Origin of the sequence: Lelliottia nimipressuralis, assembly GCF_004115925.1 — a bacterium.
Classification (GTDB): Bacteria; Pseudomonadota; Gammaproteobacteria; order Enterobacterales; family Enterobacteriaceae; genus Enterobacter; species Enterobacter nimipressuralis.
The window spans coordinates 36,726-60,339 of record NZ_SDDX01000026.1 but is presented as its reverse complement, the minus strand read 5'-3'; the positions used below and the strand labels follow the sequence as shown (position 1 = coordinate 60,339).

Annotated in this window: 23 protein-coding genes; 9 read left to right on the top strand and 14 right to left on the bottom strand. The window is 55.3% G+C overall.

What is annotated here, in order from left to right; genetic code table 11:
• Positions 1-2: 2 nt before the first annotated feature.
• The 4 genes from fliQ to ETG88_RS19160 are packed head-to-tail and all read left to right on the top strand — an operon-like array spanning position 3 to position 4,270.
• Positions 3-275 (top strand): flagellar biosynthesis protein FliQ, encoded by a 273-nt coding sequence (gene fliQ / locus ETG88_RS19175; RefSeq protein WP_100778041.1) that lies wholly within the window; start codon positions 3-5, stop codon positions 273-275.
• Positions 276-280: 5 nt separating this feature from the next.
• Positions 281-1,054, top strand: a complete 774-nt coding sequence (gene fliR / locus ETG88_RS19170; protein ID WP_100778042.1) for a flagellar biosynthetic protein FliR — start codon at positions 281-283, stop codon at positions 1,052-1,054.
• Positions 1,051-2,187 carry a flagellar biosynthesis protein FlhB gene (gene flhB, locus ETG88_RS19165; RefSeq protein WP_420890802.1) on the top strand — a complete coding sequence of 379 codons (1,137 nt, stop codon included), beginning with the start codon at positions 1,051-1,053 and terminating at the stop codon, positions 2,185-2,187. The genes fliR and flhB overlap by 4 nt, the downstream gene beginning before the upstream one ends.
• Positions 2,174-4,270, top strand: a complete 2,097-nt coding sequence (locus ETG88_RS19160; protein WP_100778044.1) for a flagellar biosynthesis protein FlhA — start codon at positions 2,174-2,176, stop codon at positions 4,268-4,270. The genes flhB and ETG88_RS19160 overlap by 14 nt, the downstream gene beginning before the upstream one ends.
• A gap of 81 nt (positions 4,271-4,351) precedes the next feature.
• On the opposite strand, the gene ETG88_RS19155 is transcribed toward ETG88_RS19160, so the two are convergent.
• On the bottom strand, positions 4,352-5,338 hold the full coding sequence (locus tag ETG88_RS19155) for a lysozyme inhibitor LprI family protein (RefSeq protein WP_129036120.1): 987 nt from the start codon (positions 5,336-5,338) through the stop codon (positions 4,352-4,354).
• A 174-nt stretch (positions 5,339-5,512) separates the two neighbouring features.
• Between ETG88_RS19155 and ETG88_RS19150 the strand changes: the two genes are divergently transcribed.
• The gene (locus tag ETG88_RS19150) at positions 5,513-5,761 is read left to right on the top strand and encodes a hypothetical protein (RefSeq protein ID WP_100778046.1); all 249 of its coding nucleotides are present in this window, start codon (positions 5,513-5,515) and stop codon (positions 5,759-5,761) included.
• 227 nt (positions 5,762-5,988) lie between these two features.
• Positions 5,989-6,750 (top strand): EAL domain-containing protein, encoded by a 762-nt coding sequence (locus ETG88_RS19145; RefSeq protein WP_129036119.1) that lies wholly within the window; start codon positions 5,989-5,991, stop codon positions 6,748-6,750.
• A 149-nt stretch (positions 6,751-6,899) separates the two neighbouring features.
• Here the strand turns inward: ETG88_RS19145 and ssb1 are convergent, their stop codons facing one another.
• Entirely contained in the window at positions 6,900-7,427 is a 528-nt protein-coding gene (ssb1, locus tag ETG88_RS19140) for a single-stranded DNA-binding protein SSB1 (protein WP_100778048.1), read from the bottom strand.
• 246 nt (positions 7,428-7,673) lie between these two features.
• Between ssb1 and uvrA the strand changes: the two genes are divergently transcribed.
• Positions 7,674-10,496: an excinuclease ABC subunit UvrA gene (gene uvrA / locus ETG88_RS19130; protein WP_129036118.1), complete on the top strand. Its 2,823-nt coding sequence runs from the start codon at positions 7,674-7,676 to the stop codon at positions 10,494-10,496.
• 3 nt (positions 10,497-10,499) lie between these two features.
• Here uvrA and ETG88_RS19125 read toward each other — a convergent pair whose 3' ends face one another.
• The 5 genes from ETG88_RS19125 to dnaB form a co-directional block, all read right to left on the bottom strand.
• Positions 10,500-10,853, bottom strand: a complete 354-nt coding sequence (locus ETG88_RS19125) for an MmcQ/YjbR family DNA-binding protein (RefSeq protein WP_100778051.1) — start codon at positions 10,851-10,853, stop codon at positions 10,500-10,502.
• Between the two features lie 117 nt (positions 10,854-10,970).
• On the bottom strand, positions 10,971-11,684 hold the full coding sequence (gene aphA / locus ETG88_RS19120) for an acid phosphatase AphA (RefSeq protein ID WP_100778052.1): 714 nt from the start codon (positions 11,682-11,684) through the stop codon (positions 10,971-10,973).
• Between the two features lie 275 nt (positions 11,685-11,959).
• Positions 11,960-13,153, bottom strand: a complete 1,194-nt coding sequence (tyrB, locus tag ETG88_RS19115; protein WP_102105616.1) for an aromatic amino acid transaminase — start codon at positions 13,151-13,153, stop codon at positions 11,960-11,962.
• Between the two features lie 131 nt (positions 13,154-13,284).
• The gene (gene alr / locus ETG88_RS19110; protein ID WP_129036117.1) at positions 13,285-14,364 is read right to left on the bottom strand and encodes an alanine racemase; all 1,080 of its coding nucleotides are present in this window, start codon (positions 14,362-14,364) and stop codon (positions 13,285-13,287) included.
• 90 nt (positions 14,365-14,454) lie between these two features.
• Positions 14,455-15,867 carry a replicative DNA helicase gene (gene dnaB / locus ETG88_RS19105; protein ID WP_100778055.1) on the bottom strand — a complete coding sequence of 471 codons (1,413 nt, stop codon included), beginning with the start codon at positions 15,865-15,867 and terminating at the stop codon, positions 14,455-14,457.
• Positions 15,868-15,941: 74 nt separating this feature from the next.
• On the opposite strand from dnaB, the gene ETG88_RS19100 reads away from it, so the two are divergent.
• On the top strand, positions 15,942-16,925 hold the full coding sequence (locus tag ETG88_RS19100; protein WP_129036116.1) for a quinone oxidoreductase: 984 nt from the start codon (positions 15,942-15,944) through the stop codon (positions 16,923-16,925).
• A 177-nt stretch (positions 16,926-17,102) separates the two neighbouring features.
• Here the strand turns inward: ETG88_RS19100 and pspG are convergent, their stop codons facing one another.
• The 4 genes from pspG to ETG88_RS19080 form a co-directional block, all read right to left on the bottom strand.
• A complete protein-coding gene (gene pspG / locus ETG88_RS19095) occupies positions 17,103-17,345 on the bottom strand; it encodes an envelope stress response protein PspG (RefSeq protein ID WP_100778057.1) in 243 nt (80 codons plus the stop codon).
• Between the two features lie 138 nt (positions 17,346-17,483).
• Complete coding sequence (dusA, locus tag ETG88_RS19090; protein WP_129036115.1) at positions 17,484-18,479, bottom strand: tRNA dihydrouridine(20/20a) synthase DusA; 996 nt, start codon at positions 18,477-18,479, stop codon at positions 17,484-17,486.
• A gap of 81 nt (positions 18,480-18,560) precedes the next feature.
• Entirely contained in the window at positions 18,561-19,820 is a 1,260-nt protein-coding gene (locus ETG88_RS19085; protein WP_228483554.1) for a conjugal transfer protein TraF, read from the bottom strand.
• 222 nt (positions 19,821-20,042) lie between these two features.
• Positions 20,043-20,531, bottom strand: coding sequence for a cupin domain-containing protein (locus tag ETG88_RS19080; protein WP_100778060.1), 489 nt, complete (start codon positions 20,529-20,531; stop codon positions 20,043-20,045).
• 116 nt (positions 20,532-20,647) lie between these two features.
• On the opposite strand from ETG88_RS19080, the gene zur reads away from it, so the two are divergent.
• Positions 20,648-21,163, top strand: a complete 516-nt coding sequence (gene zur / locus ETG88_RS19075; RefSeq protein ID WP_100778061.1) for a zinc uptake transcriptional repressor Zur — start codon at positions 20,648-20,650, stop codon at positions 21,161-21,163.
• A 68-nt stretch (positions 21,164-21,231) separates the two neighbouring features.
• Here zur and ETG88_RS19070 read toward each other — a convergent pair whose 3' ends face one another.
• The 3 genes from ETG88_RS19070 to lexA all read right to left on the bottom strand — a co-directional run bounded on the left by ETG88_RS19070 (position 21,232) and on the right by lexA (position 23,581).
• On the bottom strand, positions 21,232-21,441 hold the full coding sequence (locus ETG88_RS19070; protein ID WP_095280331.1) for a CsbD family protein: 210 nt from the start codon (positions 21,439-21,441) through the stop codon (positions 21,232-21,234).
• Between the two features lie 141 nt (positions 21,442-21,582).
• A complete protein-coding gene (gene dinF / locus ETG88_RS19065; RefSeq protein WP_129036114.1) occupies positions 21,583-22,905 on the bottom strand; it encodes an MATE family efflux transporter DinF in 1,323 nt (440 codons plus the stop codon).
• 67 nt (positions 22,906-22,972) lie between these two features.
• A complete protein-coding gene (lexA, locus tag ETG88_RS19060; protein WP_100778063.1) occupies positions 22,973-23,581 on the bottom strand; it encodes a transcriptional repressor LexA in 609 nt (202 codons plus the stop codon).
• Positions 23,582-23,614: the final 33 nt, after the last annotated feature.

Below are 23,614 nucleotides of genomic sequence, written 5' to 3'. Positions count from 1 at the left end.
CCATGGTCACGATGGATATTGCCGGTGACATCATGGCGAGCGGCATCAAGCTGGTGCTGATTATCTCGGCGGTGGCGATTGTGCCGAGCCTGATCGTCGGCCTGTGCGTCAGTATTTTTCAGGCGACCACGCAAATTAACGAACAGACCCTGAGCTTTTTGCCGCGTCTGCTGGTAACGCTGGCGGTGTTGATCATTGGCGGCAAATGGATGCTGACCCAGTTAGTCGACTTTACCGTCAACCTCTTTCACCAGGCGGCGGCGCTGGTGGGCTGACGGCCATGGGCATCGATATTCTCACCCTGATTAACCCGCTGATGGCGCTCGTTCTGCCGTTTGTGCGCATTCTGGCGTTTATCCACTTTTGCCCGGTGCTGGATAACCGCGCTTTCAGCAAACGCATCAAAGCGGCGCTCGCGCTGGCGCTGTCGGTGATTATCACCCCGATGCTGCCGGAAAAAGTGCTGCTCACCGGGTTGCTGTCGGTGCGTACCCTTCTGCTCATCGGCGAGCAGATGCTGTGGGGCATGCTGTTTGGCATGGCGATGCATCTGGTGTTTGTCGCCCTGCAGACCGCCGGACATATTCTTTCGATGAATATGGGCCTCGGGATGGCGATGATGAACGACCCGGTCAACGGCAGCTCGACCACCGTGATTTCGCAGATTATTTACACCTTTTGCGCCCTGCTGTTTTTCATTATGGACGGGCATCTGCTGGTGGTGACGATTCTGTTTAAAGGTTTTGTCTGGTGGCCCATCGGTCAGGCGATTAATAAACCGACATTATTATTAATCGTACAAAGCCTGGGCTGGATAATGTCTGCGGCGACATTAATCGCCCTTCCCACCACCTTTGTGATGCTGATTGTGCAAGGGGGGTTTGGCCTGCTGAACCGCATCTCTCCGACCCTGAACCTGTTCTCGCTCGGCTTTCCCATCAGCATGCTGTTCGGCCTGCTCTGTATATCAATGATGATGACCAATATTCCCGACCACTATCTCAACCTGACCAATGAAATTCTGGCCAGGCTCGAAGCCGTAAGGAGCCACTGATGGCCCAGGGCGGAGATAAGAGCGAAAAACCCACCCCCCAGAAACTGCGCAAGGCGCGGGAAAAGGGCGATCTGCCGCGCTCGAAAGACCTGACCATGGCGGTGGGGCTGCTGACCTCGTTTATCACCCTGAGCAGCTTTTTTCCCTATTACCAGCGGCTGATTACGGAATCTTTTACCTCGGTGGGAATGATGGCCGGGCGGCTGGACGATAGCGGCGCGTTGAGCCAGTTTCTGATGCTCAACGTCTCGGTGATCTTGCGCTTTATCGCCACCCTCGCGCCGATTCCACTGGCCTGTATTGTGGCGAGCCTGATCCCCGGCGGCTGGATTTTTACGCTGTCGAAGCTAAAGCCCGACTTTAAAAAAATCAGCCCGATCAGCGGCGTAAAGCGCATGTTCGCCGCCAGCCATTACGTGGAAGTGGGCAAGATGATGCTCAAGTGCGGGGTGATTCTGGCAGTGCTGTACTCAATGGTTCACAGCTCCCTGAATCCGCTGCTGCATTTGCAGCGCCTGAACCTCAACCAGGCGATCCACGCCGGTTTTGGCATTTTTCACCATGTGCTGATCTACTTCATTTCAGTGATTGTGATTTTTGCTCTGCTCGACGTGCCGCTCACTAAATTCATGTTCACCAAAAAGATGCGCATGACCAAGCAAGAGGTGAAGGAAGAGTACAAAAATAACGACGGGAATCCGCAGATCAAGGGGCGTATCCGCCAGCTCCAGCGCCAGATGGCGATGGGGCAGATTAACCGCACCGTACCGGAAGCGGACGTGATCATCACCAACCCGACCCATTTCGCGGTGGCGCTGAAATACGATCCGAACAAAGCAGAAGCCCCGTACATCGTGGCGAAAGGGGTCGATGATATCGCCCTCTACATCCGTGAAGTGGCAAGCCAGCACCAGATTGAAGTGGTGGAGTTTCCGCCGCTGGCGCGAGCGGTTTACCACTCCACGCGCGTTAACCAGCAAATTCCGGCCCAGCTTTTTCGCGCCATTGCGCATGTGCTGACCTACGTCATGCAGCTCAAATCCTGGCGCACCGGCCAGCTTGAGGCCAAACCGAACCTGAACAAACAGATCAACATTCCTAAAGAGGTATTAAAAACCCATGGCGAACAGTAAGTCACAGCAAATGCTTGCCATTCTCCGTCAGGGCCGCATCGGCGTACCGATATTACTGCTCAGCGTGCTGGCGATGGTGATGTTGCCGTTGTCTCCGCTGATGCTGGATATTTTGTTTACCTTCAACATCGTGCTGGCCGTGACGGTCCTGCTGGTGGCGGTAAACATGCAGCGTCCGCTCGATTTTGCCGTGTTCCCGACGCTCCTGCTGATCACCACCCTGATGCGACTGACCCTGAACGTTGCTTCCACGCGCGTGGTGTTACTCCACGGCCACGAAGGGGAAGGTGCAGCCGGTAAGGTGATCGAGGCCTTCGGACAGGTGGTGATCGGCGGCGATTTTGTCGTCGGCTTTGTCGTATTCATCATCCTGATGATCATCAACTTTGTGGTGGTCACCAAAGGGGCAGAGCGTATTTCCGAAGTGTCGGCGCGTTTTACCCTTGATGCCCTGCCCGGTAAACAGATGGCGATCGACGCCGACCTGAATGCGGGACTGATTAACCAGAAACAGGCGCGCGATCGGCGTAAAGAGGTGTCGAAAGAGGCCGACTTCTACGGCGCGATGGACGGGGCCTCGAAGTTTGTCCGTGGTGACGCCATCGCCGGGATCATGGTGCTGGTGATTAACGTCATCGGCGGGATCTGTATCGGTATCTTCAAATACGATCTTGATGCCAGCCACGCGTTCCAGCAGTACGTTCTGCTGACCATCGGTGACGGCCTGGCGGCGCAGATCCCTTCCCTGCTGCTGGCGACCGCCGCAGCGATTATCGTGACGCGCGTCAGCGACGGCGATGACGTCAGCGATGAGATCAAAACCCAGCTGCTGGCCAAACCGCATGTGCTCTACACCGCCGCCTTCGTCATGTTTATTCTGGCGATTGTCCCCGGTATGCCACACATCGCGTTTCTGTGCTTCACCGGTTTACTGCTGTTTGCCGCCTGGCGGCAGAGCAAAGTGGTTAAACCCGCCGAAGAAGAGACGGATTACGAGGCGATTACCGATGCACTGGGCCAGGATGTCGCGCCTGCCATCAACTGGGAAAGCATTCCGTTGGTGGAGCCGATTGGCCTGAATCTGGGGTACAAACTGGTGACGCTGATTGATTCGGCAAAGGGCAGCCCGCTGTCGCAACGTATTCGCGGGGTGCGCCAGGTGGTGTCTGAGCAGTGTGGTGTGCTGCTGCCGGAGATTCGCATCCGGGAGAATTTCCGCCTCAAGCCTGCGCAATATGCGATTCATATCAACGGCATCCGCACTGCGCTGGCGGAGGTGTACGCTGAAAAACTGATGGCGATTCCAGGGGCGGAACTGTACGGCGAAATCGACGGCGTGCTGGATACAGATCCGGCGTACGGCATGGCGATCGTCTGGATCGACCCGGAACAGAAAGCCAATGCGCTGAATCTGGGTTATCAGGTAGTGGACTGCGCCAGCGTGGTCGCGACGCACGTCAATAAAGTCGCCCGCGAGCATCTGCCGGAGCTGTTTAATTACGACGATATTACCCATCTGCACGCCCGTCTGGCACAACAGGCGCCGAAGCTGGCGGAGGATCTGTCGAACGCCCTCAACTTTAGCCTGCTGCTGCGGATTTATCGCCAGCTGCTGCTGGAGCAGGTGTCACTGAAAGATATCGTCACCATTGCCTCGACGCTGCTGGAAAGCTCGGCAGTGACTAAAGATCCGATCCTGCTGACCTCCGACGTGCGTTACGCCCTGCGTCGCGCCATTATTCATAATATCAATGGTGACCGGCAGAAGCTGGCGGCCTACACCATTGATAACGCGCTGGAGAATATGCTGCTGGGCGCGCTAAATCAGTCTCAACAGAGTGGAAAAGTGGCGCTGGATAGCTTCCCGGTCGACCCGAACATTCTGACGCAGTTGCAGAACACGATGCCGATTATTCAGGAGCAGATGAAAGCGAAAGGGATGCCACCGCTGCTGCTGGTGACGCCACAGCTGCGACCATTGATTTCACGCTATGGACGTCTGTTTGCCAGCAATTTGAATGTGCTGTCGTATAACGAGGTGCCGGATGACAGTGATTTGACGATTGTGGGGACGTTGTCGTAGTCAGTGATGAATGCCCGGCGGCACTGCGTGAGTGGTGTTGTCAGCCGGGCAAGCGCTGCGTTACCCGGCATTTCCTGCCAGTTAATCATCCAAAAAACGCAGTTTCCAGCCGGCGAGGGTGCGCGGCATATGGCGCTGATCGCTACCGTCGGTGCTGTAATAGCTGAACATCAGGCCGCCCCCTTTCGCTGGCGAAATCAGCCCGGCCCAGATTTCCCCTTTCGGCGTGTACATCACGATAGCCGTGTGTTTATTTGCCGCACCTTGCACCCACATGGAGATCACGCGGGCACCGATGTTGTCGATATCATTCTGATAAATATAGACGTTCGCGCTGTTGACGAAGTTCTGGTAATCGTCCCCGACCAGCGCGCGGAATTTGTCGTCGAGGGCGGCATCCTGGAAGATCCCGAGGGTGAGCAGCGTCGCTTTGGGGCGCGGATCGTGTTCCGCCATCTGATAAGCGCCATCGAGGAATACCCCGGCTGGCATCGACATGCGGCAGCCCCAGTCGGAGTTACTGTAAACCTGGAGGGAGCCGTCGTGTTTGGGGATCAGCAGCAGTTTGCAGTTATTGGTGTCCACCACCTTCTCGACCACCAGCATCCCGTAGAGTTTGCGCGCCTCGGCGGTGAATTCATCTTTGTTTAACCCCGCCCAGGCACGAATATCCAGCGTCTCGCTCCACTGGGCACTGCGACTGAACTGGATCACCCCGCCGCTCATATTGGGTGCCAGCATGTTCCACCATTTGCCTTCCCACTTAAAATCGCGGTTAACGTTGGAAATCCCACTGATCCCGGCGTAGTACGCACGTTCAATGCAGACAGCGGTTGTGCATTTTTCCAGCAGCTTTTCCCAGTGGAGATACTCTTTATCGTTTGCCGCCAGACCATCCTGATGAATCGCCTGCTGATAAACCACCGACAGGGTGCTGTCGAGCCAGTGCAAGTTGTCGTTATTACAAATCGTATTTTCCAGCGGCGTGACGGCTCTTTGGCAGTTCACCGCCATGGCGCTGCTGCTCAACATTAGCATGAGGCAAAACAGAATGCGGCGAGAGATCATAATTGCTCAACTTTCATCCAATAATAGCTCTATTGTGGCGAATGCCTACCCACTTTGCAATATAAACCCATTCAGGGTATCTATATTTATAATTAATGAGAATGAGGTGTTAAGTTTTGTTGGTATTTTGTCGCAATATTAAAAATGGGATGATTAAATTATGGATACTTAATAATGAAAATTGACAGTAGTAATTTGACCATGGCAACCGTAGCCGCCTACGGATCGCAAACAGAATCCTCGCGCAGTCCCTTAGGTATAAAACGCTCCAGTGGAAATGCATGTCCGCAAAGTGGTTACTGGCGAATAGATAACCCTGCGGTGACCAATGTGGTAAATGTTATAAAGGGTGACACGATGCCCTGGCAAAATGGCTACCCCGTCACCTGGAAACTTATCGAATACGATTTAAAGAACGAATGACGTTATTGTTATTCACTCTATGGGAAATTTCATTTCCAGATGTAAAACAATAAAATTTCCCATAATATTATTCTTTCCCGTTTCAAACGCTTTTCCGTATTTTTACTTCCTTCAGAATGCTGTAATACACTGGCTCATACCACGCCGCCGCATTGTTGCCCTTCCTGTTTAAGTCTGGCGCAGAGTGTGTCGCTTTGAACGGGTAACGTTATGGTGATGAGGCTGGCATGGAAAAAAGTACACATTTTGTTGTTCAGTGTGTCGAAAAAAACAAGCTCGATGCTGGTATCGATTTTGTTATTCAACCCATTTTCGATCTTTCGCGCTTCGCCTGTATAGGCGGTGAAGTTCTTGTGCGCGGCACCCATAGGCGCAATATCGTGCCGCCGAATTATTTTATCAGCCAGCTGGAAGAGACGGGCGGAATTTTGCCGATGGGTGATTATGTCATGGCCCAGGCATTTAAATTCATCGCCAGACAGCCGCTGGCGTTGCGGGAAAATCCGCTTTTTACCCTGAATATATCTCAGGTACAATTGAACGATACCGAATTTTCGGCGCGCGCGTTAGACATGATGCAGAAAAATAATCTGTCACCGCGAAACTTTATTTTTGAAATTACGGATATCATCGATACGCCGGAAGAATCTGTCTGCCAAAATCTCGACCGGCTGAGCAAAGCCGGCATTCAGCTCGCCTGGGATGGTATTGACAGCCTGGAAACATTGAAATCACGGCTTGCTATCTGGACGACAGACTATATTAAGCTCGACAGAAGTTGTCTGACTGCCGGAAATATCGAAAAGACGTTTTTAATGCTGGATTATATCAATGAGATTGATATCGATGTCATTATTGAAGGCGTGGAAAATTACACGCACGTCTCCGCGATGCTGCGCCACGGTGTGAAATACGGACAAGGTTTTCTCTTCTCCCGCCCGATCAGTAAAGAGCATTTTCACCAGGAGTATATGCAGCCCGAACGCTAGCCATTTTCCCTGGAGAGATAAAAAACAAAAAGCCCCAAAAAGGGGCTTTTTCGTTTTATCACCGGGCGGCGCTGCGTTTCTCTGGCCTGCAAAATGGTGAGCAGGCCAGTGCAAACAGCGAGCCGCCAGGCGACAGCACGGTCTGAGTCTTAGAACGGGATATCGTCGTCGAAATCCATTGGTGGTTCATTAGACGGTGCTGGAGCAGACTGCTGCTGCGGACGAGACTGCGCGCCGCCGCTGAACTGATTGCCGCCCTGTGGCTGCTGAGGCTGACCCCAGCTACCCTGCTGCTGCTGGCCGCCGCCTGCAGGTGCGCCACCGCCCTGACGGCCACCCAGCATCTGCATGGTACCGCCGACGTTTACCACAACTTCAGTGGTGTACTTTTCTGCACCGGACTGATCGGTCCATTTACGGGTACGAAGCTGACCTTCGATATACACCTGAGAACCTTTACGCAGATATTCACCAGCCACTTCTGCCAGTTTGCCGAACAGCACAACGCGGTGCCATTCAGTCTGCTCTTTCATCTCACCGGTCGCTTTATCACGCCAGGATTCGGAAGTAGCCAGCGTAATGTTGGCAACTGCGCCACCACTCGGCATGTAGCGTACTTCCGGGTCCTGGCCCAGATTACCGACGAGAATCACCTTGTTTACGCCTCTGCTGGCCATGATTGTGTCTCCTGAATACGTTTCTTAATAGTGTAAACGCGCGAGTGTACCATTTCCACGGTGCAATTTGATAGCTGCGACCGCGATTCCACAGAACTCACGCTACCTAAACATTGTTGCACATTAAATCGGAACCTGCTTTCCAATACTGTATATTAAAACAGGTCAGATTGTGTCATAATTAGCCGTTTCTGCCGTTTGTCCTTCAAACAAACCAGGCATCCGAGTCTCTACCGGGAAAGGTGAATGGATAAGATCGAAGTACGGGGCGCCCGCACCCATAATCTCAAGAATATCAACCTCATAATCCCTCGCGACAAGCTGATTGTCGTGACCGGGCTATCGGGTTCTGGCAAGTCATCTCTGGCTTTCGACACCTTGTATGCCGAAGGACAGCGTCGTTACGTTGAATCGCTCTCCGCCTATGCGCGTCAGTTCCTGTCACTGATGGAAAAGCCGGACGTCGACCATATCGAAGGGTTGTCGCCTGCCATTTCCATTGAGCAGAAATCAACGTCCCACAACCCGCGTTCTACGGTCGGTACGATTACTGAAATTCATGACTATCTGCGTCTGCTGTTTGCCCGCGTGGGCGAGCCGCGCTGCCCGGATCATGACGTGCCGCTGGCCGCGCAAACCGTCAGTCAGATGGTGGATAACGTGCTGGCGCAGCCTGAAGGCAAGCGCCTGATGCTGCTGGCGCCTATCATTAAAGACAGGAAAGGCGAGCACACCAAAACGCTGGAAAACCTGGCAAGCCAGGGCTACATCCGCGCGCGTATCGACGGGGAAGTGTGTGACCTTTCCGATCCGCCGAAGCTGGAACTGCAAAAGAAACACACCATTGAAGTGGTGATTGACCGCTTTAAAGTGCGCGACGATCTCACGCAGCGTCTGGCCGAATCGTTCGAAACGGCGCTGGAGCTGTCGGGTGGTTCCGCTATCGTCGCGGATATGGACGATGCGAAAACCGAAGAGCTGCTCTTCTCCGCGAACTTTGCCTGTCCGATTTGCGGCTACAGCATGCGCGAACTGGAACCGCGTCTGTTCTCGTTTAACAACCCGGCTGGCGCGTGCCCTACCTGTGATGGTCTGGGCGTGCAGCAATATTTCGATCCGGATCGCATCATTCAGAATCCGGAGCTTTCGCTGGCGGGTGGCGCGATTCGCGGCTGGGATCGCCGTAATTTCTACTACTTCCAGATGCTGAAATCCCTGGCCGAACACTATAAGTTCGACATCGAAGCGCCGTGGGCGAGCTTAAGCCCGAATGTTCATAAAGTGGTGCTGTCAGGTTCCGGCAAAGAGAACATCGAGTTCAAGTACATGAACGATCGCGGCGATACCTCCGTGCGCCGCCATCCGTTCGAAGGCGTGTTGCATAACATGGAACGCCGCTACAAAGAGACCGAGTCCAGCGCAGTGCGCGAGGAGCTGGCGAAGTTTATCAGCAACCGCTCCTGCACCACCTGTGAAGGAACGCGTCTGCGCCGCGAGGCTCGCCATGTCTTTGTCGAGAACACGGCGCTACCGACCATCTCAGACATGAGCATCGGCCACGCGATGGACTTCTTCACCAATCTTAAGCTCTCCGGCCAGCGCGCGCAGATTGCTGAGAAAGTGCTGAAAGAGATTGGCGATCGCCTGAAGTTCCTCGTGAACGTCGGCCTGAACTATCTGTCACTTTCTCGCTCAGCGGAGACCCTCTCCGGCGGCGAAGCGCAGCGTATCCGTCTGGCAAGCCAGATTGGCGCGGGCTTAGTCGGCGTAATGTACGTGCTGGATGAGCCGTCCATCGGCCTGCACCAGCGCGATAACGAACGCCTGCTCGGCACGCTGATCCACCTGCGTAATTTGGGTAACACGGTGATTGTGGTCGAGCACGACGAAGACGCAATCCGCGCCGCAGACCACGTCATCGATATCGGCCCTGGCGCGGGTGTGCATGGCGGCCAAGTGGTAGCCGAAGGGACGCTGGCCGACATCATGGCCGTTCCGGAGTCGTTGACCGGGCAGTTCATGAGCGGCAAACGCAAAATCGACGTGCCGAAGCAGCGCGTTGCGGCCAACCCAGAGAAAGTGCTGAAGCTGACTGGCGCGCGCGGCAACAACCTGAAAGACGTCACGCTGACGCTGCCAGTCGGGCTGTTCACCTGTGTCACCGGGGTGTCGGGTTCCGGTAAATCGACGCTGATTAACGATACCTTGTTCCCGATTGCACAGACTCAGCTGAACGGCGCAACGCTCGCCGAGCCAGCGCCGTATCGCGACATTCAGGGCCTGGAACATTTCGATAAAGTGATCGATATCGACCAAAGCCCGATTGGCCGTACGCCGCGTTCAAACCCGGCTACGTATACGGGCGTCTTTACGCCTGTACGTGAACTGTTTGCCGGTGTTCCTGAATCACGCTCGCGCGGGTATACGCCAGGACGTTTCAGCTTTAACGTGCGCGGTGGGCGCTGTGAAGCCTGTCAGGGCGACGGTGTGATCAAAGTTGAAATGCACTTCCTGCCGGATATCTACGTGCCGTGCGATCAGTGCAAAGGCAAGCGCTATAACCGCGAAACGCTGGAGATTAAGTACAAAGGCAAAACGATCCACGAAGTGCTGGATATGACCATTGAAGAGGCGCGTGAGTTCTTCGATGCGGTGCCTGCGCTGGCGCGTAAGCTGCAAACGCTGATGGACGTGGGGCTGACCTACATTCGTCTCGGGCAGTCAGCGACAACGCTCTCCGGCGGTGAAGCCCAGCGCGTGAAGCTGGCGCGTGAACTGTCGAAACGCGGCACGGGCCAGACGCTGTATATTCTGGATGAGCCAACCACCGGCCTGCACTTTGCCGATATCCAGCAGTTGCTTGAAGTGCTGCATCAGCTGCGCGATCAGGGCAACACCATTGTGGTCATTGAGCACAATCTGGATGTCATCAAAACCGCAGACTGGATTGTGGATCTCGGTCCGGAAGGCGGCAGCGGCGGCGGTGAAATCCTCGTCTCCGGTACGCCAGAGACAGTTGCCGAGTGCGAAGCCTCGCACACCGCGCGCTTCCTTAAACCTCTGCTGTAATCCTCAGTCTGAAAGCTGCTGTCGGGTATTTTCCGGCAGCAGCTCAAAGGCCTGCTTGTAAGAGGCATCCACCAAATAGTAAATCTGCGAATCGGGCAGCGAGCCGTCGAGATAGACGGTGCTCCAGTGCGCTTTATTCAGATGCTTGCTCGGGCGCACATCGCTGTGCTGCTGACGCAACAAGTCCGCCAGTTCCGGGCTGGTTTTTAACGATGCCGCCGGACGCCCTTCTACCTCTTTTACCATCGCAAACAGCACGTCAGCCACTTTGATCTGCGTGGCTTTCCAGTCGCTGTGGACACTTTGCCCGGCGCCCGGTTTATTCATGCAATATTGCAGTATCTCCGAAATTGTCATCTTTGCTCCCCTGTGAGTGGGTTGAGTGCGACCTGAGGACTTGCCTCTTTAAGTGTGCAGCAAGACGACAAAAGGTAAACCCGGGCAGGCCCGATTTGTACAAATAATCATCGATTATCAGTATTCAGAATTAACAATCACCTCTTCGCCAAAAGAGCCGGCCATGGGCAGCGGGCGGTACGTCGAGTTGGAGGCGCGCAGAACGCGTATGCCACGGGCACCGACATCACGCGCGGCAGAGATATCGTTATCCGAATCGCCGTAGAACACTTTGATATTTTTCTGTTCCAGCCACTGGGTCTTGGTGTTTTGCCCGTGCTTGTCCCCGGCAAAAATCACCGGATTCATATTCGCTGGCGGAATGGAAAAATCGCCCTGCAGGGTTTTGCTGACGGTTTCCGTTTTGGTCTGGCTACGACCGGTGATGAAATAGATGCTGTCGCCGCGTTTTACGTGCATCGCAATCAGTGCGCGACCCACCTCTTTCGGGATACTGAATTCATCCCAGCCGTTGTTCATTTTTTCCCAGAATTCCGGGTTCTTCAGATACTCCTCGCTCTCAGGCGAGTAGGTTTTTTTGCCTCGCCAGAAGCCAGGGCTGGAAAAGAGGACGGTATCGTCAATGTCAAAACCGACAGCCATTGGCGCGCGGCCCATCAGGCTGTTTTCAATTTGCGCCACGGAGACCCAGTGAATGGGGGCTTGTTCAGCCAGAATGGCGGCGGTGGTTCCGGTGTAAAGCGGCGTTGGTGCGGAGGCTCGGGCACCGACTGCACTATTAAGCGAGAACAATAAGCAGGCGGCGCTGAGCGCCAGTGTGATCTTGCGCATGTATTCCCCTGAATATTCAGTTTGTTATCGTTTTAAATTGAGCGAATGGTCAAAAATCTATCAGACCTTAACCCCTGAGCCAGGCGAAGGAAAGGAAATTTTTCAGATTGTCCTTGGTAAAGGGAGGGATATCACAATGCGGGAAAAACAAAAAAGCCGGGTGGCCATTGCGCCTTACCCGGCCTGCGATTCAGGTCGTGGTCGCCGTTGTTGGCCCGGTACGCACAGCGCCACCGGGCGTTAATGGGTACGAACCCAAAAGAGTAAGTGAGTGCTTACATCACAGCCGCAAACGCCTGTGCGACGCGTTGAACGTTATGCGCATTCAGCCCTGCGACACACATACGGCCGCTGGCAATCAGATAGACGCCAAACTCTTCACGCAGACGATCGACCTGCTGCGCGCTCAGCCCGGTGTAGCTGAACATCCCGCGCTGCTTGAGCAGATAATCGAAGTTATGCTCCGGTAACGCGCTTTTCAGGGCGTTAACCAGCGCCTGACGCATCGCCAGAATACGCGTACGCATCGCTTCCACTTCAGCAAGCCAGGTCGCCTTCAGGCCCTCATCGCCCAGAACCGTCGCCACGACCTGTGCACCGAAAGCCGGCGGGCTGGAGTAGATACGACGCACGGTGGCTTTGAGCTGGCCGAGCACGCGGCCTGCTGCCTGTTCGTCTTCGCAGACCACCGACAACCCGCCGACACGCTCGCCGTACAGGGAGAAAATCTTCGAGAAGGAGTTGCTCACCAGTGCTGGCAGCCCGGCGCTGGCAATCGCGCGGATCGCGTAGGCGTCCTCTTCCATGCCTGCGCCAAAGCCCTGATAGGCGATGTCGAGGAACGGGATCAGATTGCGCGCTTTCAGCACCTCAATGACCGCATCCCACTGGCTGTTGGTCAGATCCGAACCGGTTGGGTTGTGGCAGCATGGGTGCAGCAGGACGATGCTGCGCTCCGGCAAGGTGTGCAGTTTTTCCAGCAGCGCTTCAACGCGAACACCTTTGGTGTCGTTGTCGAACCACGGATAGGTGCTGACGGCAAAGCCCGCGCCTTCAAAAATCGCGACGTGGTTTTCCCAGGTCGGATCGCTGACCCATACGCCTGAATCGGGGAAGTACTTTTTCAAAAAATCGGCGCCCACTTTCAGCGCACCGGAACCGCCCAGCGTCTGAATGGTTGCGACGCGTTTTTGCGTTAATACCGCATGATCGGCACCAAACAGCAGCGGCGCAATGGTGTTGCGGTAGGTATTCAGCCCTTCCATCGGCAGATAGAGCGAGGCGCCGTGCGGCACCGCGTTGAGACGCGCTTCGGCTTCGGCCACCGCCTGCAGCTGAGGAATGATACCGTCTTCGTTGTAGTAAAGACCGATGCTGAGGTTCACTTTGTCGCTGCGTGAATCTTCTTTGAAACGCTCCATTAAGGAGAGAATGGGGTCGCCGGCGTAGGCGTCAACTTTCTGGAACACGCGATGTATCTCCGGATATCTGTCAGGCAGGGATTTCAACAATAAACCGGAAGCGCGAGAAGATCGAGGGGATGTTCATCACAAGGTGCATGCCGGGTGAGGCAAAGCCGCCACCCGGCACTCAATAGGGGTTAATCGACGTACTTCATCGCCACCCGCGACGTGAGGCGCGTGATAAGTTCGTAAGCACTCACTTTCGTAATTTCAGCAATGCGCTCAACGGGTAAACCTTCGCCCCACATCACGACCGGATCGCCCGCTTTGTCGGTGGCATCAGGCCCGAGATCGACGCAAATCATGTCCATCGCGACACGCCCGACAAGCTTCACCTCACGGCCATTCACCAGCACGGGCGTACCGGACGGTGCCGCGCGCGGATAACCGTCGCCGTAGCCCATCGCCACCACGCCCAGACGCGTATCGCGCTCACTCACCCAGGTGCCGCCGTAGCCAACCGGTTCACCCGCCTGATGCTCACGCACGGCAATCAGGCTGGAGACCAGCGACATCACCGGCTGGAAGCCAAAATCAGGCCCCCAGGGTTTGCTCTCCAGCGGCGAAACCCCGTAGAGAATAATGCCCGGACGCGCCCAGTCGAAGTGCGACTGCGGCCAGAGCAAAATACCGCCGGACGCCGCGATAGAACGCATTCCCGGCTTGCCTTCGCAGAAGATGTTAAAGATGTCGAGCTGCTGCTCCGTGGCGCCGCACTCAGGCTCATCGGCACGGGCAAAGTGGCTGACGATATTCACCGGCTGACGCACGTTTTTGCACTGGCTCAGGCGCTGATAAAACGCCTCTGCCTGCTCCGGGCGCACGCCCAGGCGATGCATGCCGGTGTCGAGTTTCATCCACACGGTGACCGGCTCGCTGAGGGTCGCAGCTTCTAGTGCGGCCAGCTGCTCTTCGTTATGCACGGCGGTGTGGAGACGTTGATCGGCAATCGTCGTCAGATCGTCGGCTTCGAAAAAGCCTTCGAGTAACAGAATCGGTTGGGTGATGCCGCCCGCGCGCAGGTGCAGGGCTTCTTCGAGACGGGCGACGCCAAAGGCATCGGCATCAGGGAGCGTTCGCGCGGTCTCAAGAAGACCGTGTCCGTAAGCGTTCGCTTTCACGACTGCAACGAGCTTGCTGGCGGGCGCCAGTTCACGCAGACGTTGCAGGTTGTGTCGCAGAGCGCGGCGGTTAATGACTACAGTTGCCGCTTGCATTCGAATTCCTTGCCTTAATGAAATAAATCCAATCCTCTAAATCATTTGCGTTACAGCGGCGGTGGCTGTGACGCGAAGGATGGCGAGGATTTATTCGTCGTCGTACTGCGGCCCCGCATAATTATCAAAACGCGACCACTGACCGTTAAACGTCAGACGCACCGTCCCGATCGGGCCGTTACGCTGCTTACCAATAATGATTTCCGCGATGCCTTTCATGTCGCTGTTCTCGTGATAAACCTCGTCACGGTAGATGAACATGATTAAGTCGGCATCCTGCTCGATGGAGCCAGATTCACGCAGGTCGGAGTTGACCGGGCGCTTATCGGCACGTTGTTCCAGGGAGCGGTTAAGCTGTGACAGCGCCACGACGGGCACCTGCAACTCTTTGGCTAACGCCTTGAGTGAGCGAGAAATTTCTGCAATTTCCAGAGTACGGTTATCGGAGAGCGACGGCACGCGCATCAGCTGCAGGTAGTCGATCATGATAAGGCCGATGCCGCCGTGTTCGCGGGCGATACGGCGCGCACGGGAGCGCACTTCCGTCGGCGTCAGGCCGGAGGAGTCATCGATATAGATGTTCCGTTTTTCCAGCAGAATGCCCATGGTGCCTGAAATGCGCGCCCAGTCTTCGTCGTCAAGCTGACCCGTACGAATACGGGTCTGATCCACGCGCGACAGGGACGCCAGGGAACGCATCATAATCTGGTCCGATGGCATCTCAAGACTGAAGATAAGCACCGGTTTATCCTGCAACATCGCCGCGTTTTCGACGAGGTTCATCGCAAATGTTGTTTTACCCATCGACGGACGCGCCGCGACGATAATCAGATCCGACGGCTGCAAACCGGCGGTTTTTTTGTTCAGATCGTCGTAACCGGTATTTACGCCGGTCACACCGTCATGCGGCTGCTGGAAAAGCTGTTCGATACGCGCAACGGTGGAGTCGAGCACGTCGGCGATATTTCGCGGACCTTCGTCTTTGTTGGCGCGGCTTTCGGCGATCTTGAAAACGCGGGATTCGGCGAGATCCAGCAAATCTTCGCTGGTACGGCCCTGCGGATCAAAGCCCGCTTCGGCGATCTCGTTCGCAACGGCGATCATCTCGCGCACAACGGCACGTTCGCGCACGATATCCGCATAAGCGCTGATGTTCGCCGCACTTGGCGTGTTTTTCGATAACTCTGCCAGATAGGCAAATCCACCGACTGAATCCAGCTGCCCCTGACGCTCCAGCGATTCAGCCAGTGTAATCAGGTCAATCGGGCTACCGGCTTCCTGCAGGCGCGCCATTTCGGTAAAGATATGGCGGTGTGGACGGGTATAAAAATCGTCGGATACCACGCGCTCGGCGACATCGTCCCAGCGCTCGTTGTCCAGCATTAAACCGCCCAACACCGACTGTTCCGCTTCAATCGAGTGCGGCGGGACTTTGAGTCCGGCGACCTGCAAATCGCGCTCGCGAGGCTCAGTCTGTTTGTTGAAGGGTTTATTTCCTGCCATAGTGAATGGATTACCATAAATTGAGAGACGGGGAAGTATAACCGTCTGCAAATGAATCGACAAAGGAGTTCAACGTGGCAACTCGTATCGAATTTCACAAGCATGGTGGTCCAGAAGTCCTCAAGGCCGTGGAGTTTACCCCCACGCCGCCTGGGGAAAATGAAATCCAGGTCGAAAACAAGGCCATCGGTATCAACTATATCGACACCTACATTCGCGGCGGGCTTTATCCACCGCCAGCCCTGCCGAGCGGTCTGGGGACCGAGGCCGCAGGTGTCGTGGTGAGAATAGGCAGCGGCGTGAAGCATATTAAAGAAGGCGATCGCGTGGTGTACGCCCAGTCGCCGTTGGGCGCGTACAGTTCGATTCACAACGTGCCCGCCGATAAGGCCGCCATTCTGCCGAACGCGATCTCATTCGAACAAGCCGCCGCCTCCTTCCTGAAAGGGCTGACGGTCTATTATCTGCTGCGCAAAACCTACGAAATCAAACCTGACGAGCAGTTCCTGTTCCACGCCGCAGCGGGTGGCGTTGGGCTTATCGCCTGCCAGTGGGCAAAAGCGCTGGGCGCAAAACTGATCGGTACCGTCGGCAGCGCGCAAAAAGCGCAGCGGGCGTTACAGGCTGGCGCGTGGCAGGTGATTAACTATCGCGAAGAGAGCATCGCCGAGCGGGTGAAAGAGATCACCGGCGGCAAGAAACTGCGCGTGGTGTATGACTCCGTGGGGAAAGACACCTGGGAAGCGTCGCTGGACTGCCTGCAGCGTCGGGGTTTGATGGTGAGCTTTGGCAACGCCTCGGGCGCGGTCACCGGGGTGAATCTGGGTATTCTGAATCAGAAAGGCTCGCTGTACGTGACGCGCCCTTCCCTGCAAGGTTACATCACCACCCGTGACGAACTGACAGAAGCCAGCAATGAGCTATTTTCGCTGATCGCCAGCGGCGTGATTAAAGTGGACGTGGCTGAGGCACAGAAATATCCGCTGAGCGATGCACAGCGCGCGCATGAGGTGCTGGAGAGTCGTGTGACGCAGGGATCGAGTTTGCTGATCCCTTAAAAAGAATTAGGGCTTCCCGTAGGAAGCCCTTTCTTTTTTTAGTTCGGCTGTATGTAGGGTACAGCTCGATGAATTCTTTAACGGCGGCAATAGTGACAGATTCGATAAGTAAATCCTATTCTGTTCTAAGCATCCCTGCCGGAAAAGTTGCAGGTATGTGACGAAGACCTCAATACCTTAGTAACGAAAGCGGTTATTGCGCTGATACTGTGGGACTTTTGGCGCTTTTATCGCCCGAATCACCCACACAACCGCGACCGCCAACAGCAACCACGGCAGCAGTTTTAGCATCAGTGCAAACAACCCACCGATAAACATCACCACCGTCGCCACAACCAGTGCCGCCAGAATGCCAAGCAGCGAAATTCCGGTCGCCATCAGCATGACAAAAAATCCAATCACAAACAGCAATTCCAGCATGGCTCTCTCCCACGTCAATACCATAAAGATGTAGTGACTATTACAAGAAACGTGCCAAATTTAACTTATTGAATTCAAAACAAAACGCCCCGCGAACATTCGCAGGGCATGGTGAATTTGACGAACTTTTAGTGAAAATTAACGTTTGTCAGCGACCAGACGCAGGGCCTGCTCGAGGACTTCGATATCCGCCCCGGCTTTATGCGCGTTTTCACTCAGGTAGCGACGCCACTGACGCGCCCCTGGAATGCCCTGGAACAACCCGAGCATATGACGCGTCACGTGGCCCAGATAGGTGCCATTGCTCAGCTCACGTTCGATGTACGGGTACATGGCACGCACCACGGCCACCGGATCGTTATCGGCACGCTCAACGCCAAAGATCTCGCGATCCACCGAGGCCAGAATGCCCGGATTTTGATACGCCTCGCGGCCTACCATGACGCCATCCATATGTTCTAAATGGGCTTTAGCTTCGTCGAGAGACTTGATACCGCCGTTAATCGACATTGTCAGATGCGGGAAATCACGCTTCAGCTGATACACGCGCGGGTAGTCCAGCGGCGGAATTTCACGGTTCTCTTTTGGACTAAGGCCGGACAACCAGGCTTTACGCGCGTGGATAATAAACATCTCGCACTCGCCATTGCCAGACACGGTGTTGATGAAATCGCACAGGAATTCGTAGCTGTCCTGATCGTCGATGCCGATACGGGTTTTGACCGTCACCGGAATCGACACCACATCGCGCATCGCTTTGACGCAATCCGCCACCAGTTGGGCATTCCCCATCAGGCATGCGCCGAACATGCCGTTCTGCACGCGATCGGACGGGCAGCCGACGTTGAGGTTAATTTCGTCGTACCCACGCTCTTGCGCCAGTTTTGCACAATGCGACAGCGCCGCCGGATCGCTGCCACCAAGCTGCAACGCAACCGGATGCTCTTCTTCGCTATAGGCCAGATAGTCGCCCTTTCCGTGAATGATCGCCCCGGTGGTGACCATTTCGGTGTACAGCAGCGTGTGGCGAGAGAGCTGACGCAGGAAATAGCGGCAGTGTCTGTCGGTCCAGTCGAGCATCGGCGCGATGGAAAAACGGTGTGCAGGGAAATCGGACTGTAGTTCTGACGGCATGGCGAAGTTTTAAGCATGTGGTGGAAAAGGGGCGCTACTATAGCACAAAGAAAAGCCGGAGGCGCATGGCCTCCGGTCGTCTTAGAAGGTGACGCTCAGCTGCGCGCCTGCCCCCCAGGTTTTGTCCTCGCCGTACAGACCCATCAGATCCACATGGACCGCGTTGAACGGCGCAAAGCCAACACCGCCGGTAAAGACGTTGCTGTCGTTGTCCTTCACGTCCGCGCGATAACCGGCGCGCACCGCCAGCCAGCTGAGCGGAGTGACCTCGGCGCCGACGCCGACGTACTGAGAGTTATCTTCGCTCTTGAAGCCTTTGGTTTCAGTCAGATCGCCATCGGCGGTCAGGGTTACCAGATCGTTATGCCAGGCCACGCCCGCAGTCACCAGCGGACGGATCTGGTAGGTGTCTTTGTAGCTCACCACGTCACCCGTGCGGCCATTGCGGATACGGATATCTTTGGTATCGATATCGCGCGACATCAGGTTCTGCCCGCTCAAGCCCACCGTCCAGTTCTCGCCAAAATCGGCGGCCACACCGGCATCCACGTTAAAGCCAGTATCGTCCGTGCGATAGCGGCTACTGTTCCAGTCGCTGCTGTCGTAGGTGTAAATGGAGGTGGTGTAGTTGTAGAGCCAGGTTTTTTGCAGTTTTGGCGTGATACCGACGGAGACCGGCACATCGCCAATATCAAACTGACGGGCCACCGCGACGCCATAGTCAGAGACAATCGCCGCCCGGCCTGAGGCCGTGGAGTTGAGGTTTTTGGTGATCTCATCCGAACCGTTAAGAGCGGCATCAAGCGCGACGCTGCCCGCCACCAGTTTACTGTTCTGGATGCTGCGCAGATAATCGATATCCTGTTGGTCGATAGAGGAGCTTACGCGCGCGTGAGCGTTGCCTTTCGCCACAAAGGCGACCGCCAGCACGTTATTTGGAATGCTGACCGCAATCCCAGCACCGGCGGTGGCGCGAGCGGTTTTACCTTTCAGATCGTCCAGCTCGTCAGCGAGATCTTTCGCGGCACTCTGAAACTGGTTAACGGATCCCAAAGGATTGGCGATGATCTCAGCCGCTGTCAGGCTGTTAACCACATCGTCGTAGTAATCGACTTTATCGCTGATATCGTCGATCTGATCCTGCAGATTATCTTTGTCAGTAATCTGTGCGCCGACCGAAGGCAAAATAACGGTAATGTCGTCATCCGGTTTTGCCTTTGCCAGCAGTGCCGGGTTAATAAACGCTCCGCTACCGTAATTGCCTGATGCAACGCCAGTACCGCCCATCGCGTCGCTACGCGCTTCTGTCCAGGTATTGGCTGCTCCCGCCTCGTTTGCCATAAACAGGGAGACAGCGATGCTAACCACCGAAAATTTAAAATGTTTTTTCACAGTATGCTCGTTTTATAGTCTGTTATTAAACAACCCCTGTCAGTTATCACCCATACAGGGACGAACTATTGCTGTGAATAACATCAAAAAGACACGCCTGTTCCCTAAGTTAAATCTTCCGCGAGGCCTGTTGTAATTTGTGACGGCCCTCAATATTTATAGAAGAGGATATTATTTTCGCCCAGGTTTTCCATCGTGAGGGCCAAAAAATTGCGGCGGATGGTCCACCCAGCGGTCCTCGCGGGTGGCGGCGTAGACCGGATTGAGCGGGTAATAGATGCGGTTGTGTTTTTTGTTCGCCTCGCCCACCACCAGCAGCCGCACCTCTTCGTCGGTGTTATTAATAAAGGTGTGGCACACGCCGGTTCCGGCCGGAAAACCGACGCTGTCGCCCGGCTCTAGTTTCCATAAATATCCGTTAATCCACGCCTGGGGATACCCTTCAATAACAAAGATAAACTCCTCTTCGTCGCTTTCAGCGTGCGGATACGAAGTGCGACGGCCCGGCGGCAGGCGTTCATGGTGGATACCAATCCGCCCAAGCCCCAGTTTGCGGGCCAGCGGTGCGCCGATAGCAAAAAGTTCGTCGCTGTCTGGATAAGTGGAGTCGTCGGCACCTTCGACGTCGCGCCAGTGCCGGATGCAATCAGGTCTTTTCATTGTATTTTTCCCGTGTGGCGATGGGTCAGGTATAGCACAACTGTGGCGGATCTCGGCGTTTTCAGCAGAACATGGTAAAGTGAGGGTTTTCCAGACTCCATAATTCGAGGTGCGATATGGATAAGACCACGATGCAAGATCTGTTAGCGCAAGCTGAAAAGCTCTGTGCGCAACGCAATGTGCGCCTGACCCCGCAGCGCCTTGAAGTGTTACGTCTGATGAGCCTGCAACGCGGTGCCATCAGCGCCTACGATCTGCTTGATTTGCTGCGCGAAAGCGAGCCGCAGGCGAAACCGCCCACCGTTTATCGCGCGCTGGATTTCCTGCTGGAGCAAGGCTTTGTGCATAAGGTGGAGTCGACTAACAGCTATGTGCTGTGCCATCTGTTCGATCAGCCAACACATACCTCAGCCATGTTTATCTGCGATCGCTGCGGCGCGGTCAAAGAAGAGGGGGCGGAAGGTGTGGAAGATATTATGCATTCACTGGCGGCTAAAATGGGCTTTGCCCTGCGCCATAACGTGATTGAAGCACACGGATTGTGTTCAGCGTGTGTTGAAGTGGAAGCCTGTCGTCATCAGGGTGAATGTCAGCACGATCACTCCATTCTGGTGAAGAAAAAACCGCGCTAGAAACGAAGCGGGCGGCCATTAGGCCGCCCTCAGGGATTGTACTTCCGTGTACAACGGGTAGAACTCTGTTACCAGCGGTAGTCGTTGCGTTTTTCCCAGTCAACAACCTCTTTTTCCGCTTGGTCTTTCGCGTAGCCGTAGCGTTCCTGAATCTTACCTACCAGCTGTTCGCGTTTACCTTCAATGACGGTCACGTCATCGTCGGTCAGTTTACCCCATTGTTCTTTCGCTTTACCTTTGAACTGTTTCCAGTTACCGCCGATTTCGTCTTTATTCATAATCAATTCCTCATCGTTCGGTTATCACGTAAATTCGAGTCGTCCGTTACGTTCATTTCTGCTGGACGTGATAATAATTGTAGATAAGGATTCGGCATGCGTGTTGAGATTCAGAATCTTTAACCGTTTCGTCAAATCACGCTATCCGCTAAACCAGCTGTTATTGCGCCAGTGGCGCCGCCAAATCAGCGCTAATGACAGGCCGCGCAGGGCGAGAAACACCGCCAGTGCCAGCCACAAACCGTGGTTGCCGAGCCAGGGCAGCGTGAAGAGCGTCAGGGCGAAACCGGCCGCCGCGACTGCCATGCTGTTGCGCATTTCCGCCCCGCGCGTTGCGCCGATAAACATACCGTCCAGCAGATAACACCACACCCCCACCACCGGTAACACGACCTGCCAGATGATGTAGTGATTAGCCAGTTCTCTCAGTTCAGGCAGCGAGGTCAATAGCGCCACAATCTGCCCGCCAAATAAGGCATAGATCAGTGCGAAGACCAGCGCTACCAGCCCAGACTGACGACAGGCCGCGCGCCAGACCTCCTGCAACTGCCCCGCCTCACGGGCACCATAGGCCTGGCCTGAATGGGCTTCAACCGCATAGGCAAAACCGTCCAGCGCATAGGCGGTGAACGTCAGCAGCGTCATCAGCACCGCGTTTACGGCCACGATCTCCGGCCCCAGCCGCGCGCCGAACACCGTCAGGGCGCCAAAGCAAAGTTGCAGTAGCAGCGAGCGAAGCATGATGTCGCGATTAAGCGCCAGCAGTTTACGGATGTTGCCGTGCCACGCTGTTTTGAGCATCGCGAATGAGATTCCCCGCATGGCCAGCACACGTTTCACCATCCATAGACCAATGAAGAAAGTGCCGTACTCGGCGACCACCGTTGCAAGCGCCGCCCCCTGCACGTTCATGTTCAGACCCATCACCAGCCACAGATCGAGCACGATGTTGAGTAAATTTCCCACCACCAGCAGGATCACCGGCGCACGCGCGTACTGCACGCCCAGCAACCAGCCAAGCAGAACCAGATTTGCCAGCGATGCCGGTGCGCTGAGCCAGCGGATTTCGAGGAAGCGCCGCGCCTGTTCCAGCACCGCCTCACTACCGCCCACGACATGCAGAGCCAGATCGATGAGCGGCGTGCGCAGCAAAACAATCAGCAGACCTGCGCCAAGGGCGAGGATCAGCGGCTGCACCAGCGCACGGGCAAGTCGAACGGGATCTTTGGCACCAAACGCCTGGGCAGTCAGCCCGGTGGTGCTCATGCGTAAAAAGAGCAGCAGCATAAAGAGGAAACTGGTCGCCGTCGCGCCAATGGCTACGCCGCCGAGGTAAACAGGGGAATCCAAATGACCAATCACCGCCGTATCCACCAGCCCTAACAGAGGAACGGTGATATTGGAGAAAATCATCGGCAGCGCAAGACGCCACAATGCCTTGTCTGAGGTTGTCAGCAGAGACATGAGAAAGTACCGGGAATTGAGAGTAGACAGTCAGGCTGCGGCGCGACCACAGCCTGTCAGTAAGAGATTACAGCCATTCGCCGTTGCGGATAACACCAACAGCCAGACCTTCAATAGAGAAAGCCTGTTCGCGGAGATCCACCACAATCGGGGAAAACTCGCTGTTTTCTGGCAACAGCTGAACCGTGTTGCCCTGTTTTTTCAGGCGCTTAACGGTCACTTCGTCGTCGATACGCGCAACCACAACCTGCCCGTTGCGCACATCCTGCGTTTTATGAACCGCCAGCAGATCGCCGTCCAGAATACCGATGTCTTTCATGGACATCCCACTGACGCGCAGCAGGAAATCGGCACTTGGCTTGAACATGGCCGGATCGACCTGATAGTGACCTTCAATATGTTGCTGTGCCAGCAAAGGCTCACCCGCCGCGACGCGCCCCACAAGTGGCAGACCTTCTTCTTCTTCCACCAGCAGGCGAATTCCGCGTGACGCACCAGAGACAATCTCAAGAACGCCTTTACGCGCCAGCGCTTTGAGATGCTCTTCAGCGGCATTTGGAGAACGGAAGCCCAGGCGCTGTGCGATTTCCGCACGCGTCGGTGGCATTCCCGTCTGGCTGATATGATCTCGAATGAGATCAAACACCTCTTGCTGTCTGGCCGTTAACGCTTTCATTCCGCCCCCTGGGTGTATATACAGTTATGCTGT